The organism is Microcoleus sp. CAWBG27, assembly GCF_020883145.1.
In the GTDB taxonomy this organism is placed as follows: domain Bacteria; phylum Cyanobacteriota; class Cyanobacteriia; order Cyanobacteriales; family Microcoleaceae; genus Microcoleus.
On the sequence record NZ_JAHREU010000132.1, the window covers coordinates 1 to 5,222 of the forward strand.

The 5,222-nt window shown below is 47.6% G+C and carries 2 tRNA genes and 3 rRNA genes; all 5 read right to left on the reverse strand.

Annotated elements, in window-relative coordinates:
• Positions 1–71 precede the first annotated feature (71 nt).
• The 5 genes from rrf to QZ938_RS32660 all read right to left on the reverse strand — a co-directional run bounded on the left by rrf (position 72) and on the right by QZ938_RS32660 (position 5,158).
• Positions 72–183, reverse strand: a 5S ribosomal RNA gene (rrf, locus tag QZ938_RS32640).
• 166 nt (positions 184–349) lie between these two features.
• Positions 350–3,227, reverse strand: a 23S ribosomal RNA gene (locus tag QZ938_RS32645).
• 134 nt (positions 3,228–3,361) lie between these two features.
• Positions 3,362–3,435: transfer RNA gene (locus QZ938_RS32650), tRNA-Ala, on the reverse strand.
• 14 nt (positions 3,436–3,449) lie between these two features.
• Positions 3,450–3,523 (reverse strand) — tRNA-Ile (locus QZ938_RS32655).
• A gap of 115 nt (positions 3,524–3,638) precedes the next feature.
• Positions 3,639–5,158: ribosomal RNA gene (locus tag QZ938_RS32660) — 16S ribosomal RNA — on the reverse strand.
• The 16S, 23S and 5S rRNA genes sit together here with 2 tRNA genes alongside, the layout of an rRNA operon.
• Between the last annotated feature and the right edge of the window lie 64 nt (positions 5,159–5,222).

Sequence of the window (5,222 nt, forward strand, 5' to 3'; positions counted from 1 at the left end):
TATAAAACAAAAAACCCTTCATCTTTTGGATGAAGGGTTTAAGCTTATTTGCCGTCTTTCAGGCTAATAAAATTTGGCACCGACCTACTCTCCCACGTTTTACCGCAGTACCATCGGCTCTGGCGGGATTAACTTCTCTGTTCGGAATGGGAAGAGGTGGACACCGCCGATATAGGCACCTGAATATCTTTGTTTGAGCATGGAACTCAAGGTCTAAAGCCTAATGCTTTTACACCTTATAATTTATTGTTATTACTATGTGCCTTTAGCTTTTCGCTCTCAGCATTTAGCTTAACAATGACATATTATTGAAAGAAGATATTGTTTGAGAAGATAACAAATTCAGTGTTCCTGAAAGTATCGGACAATTAGTATTACTCGACTTTGCGCTCACACGCTTTACATCTGTAACCTATCAACGTAGTAGTCTGCTACGATCCTCAATGGAAATCTCATCTTGTGGCTAGTTTCGCACTTAGATGCTTTCAGCGCTTATCTATTCCCAACATAGCTACTCTGCAATGCCCCTGGCGGAACAACAGATTCACTAGAGGTTAGTCCAACCCGGTCCTCTCGTACTAAGGTCAGCCCCACTCAAATTTCCAACGCCCACAACAGATAGGGACCGAACTGTCTCGCGACGTTCTGAACCCAGCTCGCGTGCCACTTTAATCGGCGAACAGCCGAACCCTTGGGACCTTCTCCAGCCCCAGGATGTGACGAGCCGACATCGAGGTGCCAAACCTCCCCGTCGATATGAGCTCTTGGGGGAGATCAGCCTGTTATCCCCAGAGTACCTTTTATCCTTTGAGCGATGGCCCTTCCATGCAGAACCACCGGATCACTATATCCGTCTTTCGACCCTGATCGGCTTGTTGGCCTCACAGTCAAGCATGCTTATGCTATTGCACTCCTCGTACGGTTACCAAGCGTACTGAGCATACCTTTGAAAGCCTCCGTTACACTTTTGGAGGCGACCACCCCAGTCAAACTACCCATCAAACAATGTCCTTCGCTGAGCAAAGTTAGACACCGAATACAGAAAGGGTGGTATTTCAACGTTGATTCCACAACGCCTAGCGACGCTGCTTCAATATCTCCCACCTATCCTACACATCCTGTACCCAATGTCAATGTTAAATTGTAGTGAAGGTTCATGGGGTCTTTCCGTCCCGTTGCGGGTACCCGGCGTCTTCACCGGGACCACAATTTCACCGAGCTCATGGCCGAGACAGCGCCCAGATCGTTACACCATTCGTGCAGGTCGGAACTTACCCGACAAGGAATTTCGCTACCTTAGGACCGTTATAGTTACGGCCGCCGTTTACTGGGGCTTCGATTCAATGCTTCTCCTTGCGAATAACATCCCCTCTTAACCTTCCAGCACCGGGCAGGTGTCAGGCCTTATACTTCATCTTTCGATTTTGCAAAGCCATGTGTTTTTGTTAAACAGTCGCCTGGGCCTTTTCACTGCGGCTGACATTGCTGCCAGCGCCCCTTCTCCCGAAGTTACAGGGCCATTTTGCCGAGTTCCTTAGCCATGATTCACTCGAGCACCTTAGGATTCTCTCCTCGACTACCTGTGTCGGTTTACGGTACGGGTTTTTATAACCTGAAGCTTAGAGGGTTTTCTTGGAAGTCTGATTACCTGAACTATCCACGCCCCCGAAGGTTTGCGGTACTATCAGCTTTCAGCTAGTCTAGCGGATTTGCCTACTAAACCAATACCTACGGCCTTTAACGAACTATTCCGTCAGTTCGCGTCAGTGTCACTACTCCGTCACCTCATCGCAGTTATAAAAAGTACTGGAATATTAACCAGTTATCCATCGGATTCCCCATTCGGGTACACCTTAGGCCCCGACTAACCCTGATCCGATTAGCGTTGATCAGGAAACCTTAGTCTTTCGGTGGGCGGGTTTCTCTCCCGCCTTATCGTTACTTATGCCTACATTTGCTTTTCTAACCTCTCCACGGTTCATTACCAAACCGCTTCGCTGATGTTAGAATGCTCCCCTACCACTTATACGTAGTATAAATCCAAAGCTTCGGTATACTATTTTATGCCCGTTTATTATCCATGCCCGATCGCTCGACTAGTGAGCTGTTACGCACTCTTTAAATGAATGGCTGCTTCCAAGCCAACATCCTAGCTGTCTATGCAATCAGACCTCGTTAGTTCAACTTAATAGTAATTTTGGGACCTTAGCTGTTGGTCTGGGTTCTTTCCCTCTCGGCCCGTGACCTTAGCACCCCGGGCCTCACTGCAGCGTATATTTAATCAGCATTCGGAGTTTGTCTGGATTTGGTAGGATTTGACTCCCCCGCACCCAATCAGTAGCTCTACCTCTGTTAAACTTTACCGCCACGCTGTTCCTAAAAACATTTCGGGGAGTACGAGCTATTTCCCAGTTTGATTAGCCTTTCACCCCTACCCACAGATCATCCGGAAACTTTTCAACGTTTATCGGTTCGGTCCTCCAGTACATGTTACTGCACCTTCAACCTGTCCATGGGTAGATCACAAGGTTTCGCGTCTACCCCCTCTGACTGTACGCCCTATTCAGACTCGCTTTCGCTTCGGCTCCGTGTCTAAAACACTTAACCTTGCCAGAGAGGAGTAACTCGTAGGCTCATTATGCAAAAGGCACGCCGTCACAGAACAAGTCTGCTCCGACCGCTTGTAAGCACACGGTTTCAGGTTCTATTTCACTCCCCTGTTCGGGGTTCTTTTCACCTTTCCCTCACGGTACTAGTTCACTATCGGTCTCTCAGGAGTATTTAGCCTTACCAGATGGTGCTGGCAGATTCCCACAGGGCGTCTCCGACCCCGCGGTACTCAGGATACTACTATCATACTATTGCTTTCGTCTACGCAACTATCATGCTCTATGGTCAGAATTCCCATTCTGTTCGACTTCACTTTAATACTCATATTGTAGTCCTACAACCCCCATATTGCCTTAACAATATAGGTTTGGGCTTTTTCCATTTCGCTCGCCACTACTTTGGAAATCACTATTGTTTTCTTTTCCTCTGCTTACTTAGATGTTTCAGTTCGGCAGGTTTGCGCTATTGCAACTAACCTTCAGTTAGTTAGGTTTCCCCATTCGGAAATCTGCGGATCAATTCGTATGTGCCAATCCCCACAGCTTATCGCAGCTTATCGCGTCCTTCATCGCCTCTGAGAGCCTAGGCATTCCCCGTGTGCTCTTATTTACTTTCTCTTATGTAGACTTTAATCTACTGTAGATTGCTCTACCTGTTGTTTTTGTTATCTTCTCTTTCAATAACTTCTTCCAATATGTCAAAGAACTTTCTTAAACTTAATAAAATCTCTATCTTATTATCCGTTTAATAGTGGAGAATAACGGAGTCGAACCGTTGACCTCCTGCGTGCAAGGCAGGCGCTCTAGCCAGCTGAGCTAATCCCCCTTCTAAAATGATTGTAGTCCCGAGCAGATTTGAACTGCTGACCCCTACATTATCAGTGTAGTGCTCTAACCAACTGAGCTACGGGACTATTTGTCTCCCCTTCCTCAGTGGTAAACCCCACCGATATTCATCTCTTCAGGTTCATCTTTTTTTAATAAAAAAATATTCATGTAACGTAAAATCTTTAGTCTAAGTAACTCTAGAAAGGAGGTATTCCAGCCGCACCTTCCGGTACGGCTACCTTGTTACGACTTAGCCCCAGTTATCAGTTTCACCCTAGGCCGCTCCTTGCGGTTACAGACTTTAGGCGCCCCCAACTTCCATGGCTTGACGGGCGGTGTGTACAAGGCCCGGGAACGTATTCACCGCGTCATTGCTGATACGCGATTACTAGCGAATCCAACTTCACGGGGTCGAGTTGCAGACCCCGATCCGAACTGTGAACGGCTTTTTGAGATTTGCATCCTGTTGCCAGGTAGCTGCCCTCTGTACCGTCCATTGTAGCACGTGTGTAGCCCCGGACGTAAGGGCCATGATGACTTGACGTCGTCCCCTCCTTCCTCTCTGTTTGCACAGGCAGTCTGTTTAGAGTCCCCACCATAATGTGCTGGCAACTAAACATAGGGGTTGCGCTCGTTGCGGGACTTAACCCAACACCTCACGGCACGAGCTGACGACAGCCATGCAGCACCTAGTTTCGTGTGATTGCTCACTCATCTATCTCTAAATGATTCACTAACTTTCAAGCCCGGGTAAGGTTCCTCGCGTATCATCGAATTAAACCACATGCTCCTCCGCTTGTGCGGGCCCCCGTCAATTCCTTTGAGTTTCACCCTTGCGGGCGTACTCCCCAGGTGGATAACTTAACGCTTTCGCTTGGACGCTGACTGTATATCGCCAACATCGAGTTATCATCGTTTAGGGCGTGGACTACCAGGGTATCTAATCCTGTTTGATCCCCACGCTTTCGAGCCTCAGCGTCAATTATAGCTTAGTAAGCTGCCTTCGCAATCGGTGTTCTGTGACATATCTATGCATTTCACCGCTACTTGTCACATTCCGCCTACCTCAACTACATTCAAGCCTATCAGTATCAAAGGCACTGCGACAGTTAAGCTGCCGTCTTTCACCCCTGACTTAATAGGCCGCCTACGCTCCCTTTAAACCCAATAAATCCGGATAACGCTTGGATCCTCCGTATTACCGCGGCTGCTGGCACGGAGTTAGCCGATCCTTATTCTTACGGTACATTCAGCTTGATTCACGAATCAAGGTTTATTCCCGTATAAAAGCAGTTTACAACCCATAAGGCAGTCTTCCTGCACGCGGCATGGCTGGTTCAGAGTTGCCTCCATTGACCAATATTCCTTACTGCTGCCTCCCGTAGGAGTCTGGTCCGTGTCTCAGTACCAGTGTGGGGGGTCATCCTCTCAGATCCCCTAGTCATCGTCGCCTTGGTAAGCCGTTACCTTACCAACTAGCTAATGACACGCATGCCCATCTCAATCCTATAAATATTTGAACATTAACTGATGCCAGTCTGTGTTTTTATGCGGTGTTAATCCGAATTTCTTCGGGCTATCCCCCTGATTGAGGTAGGTTGCATACGCGTTACGCACCCGTACGCCACTCTCATGGAACCGAAGTCCCAATCCCGTTCGACTTGCATGTATTAGGCCTGCCGCTAGCGTTCATCCTGAGCCAGGATCAAACTCTCCATTGTATAATGTTGATTTTGATACTAACTTGATGTTAATATTAATTTGTATTCTTTGTTTTCTTAGACC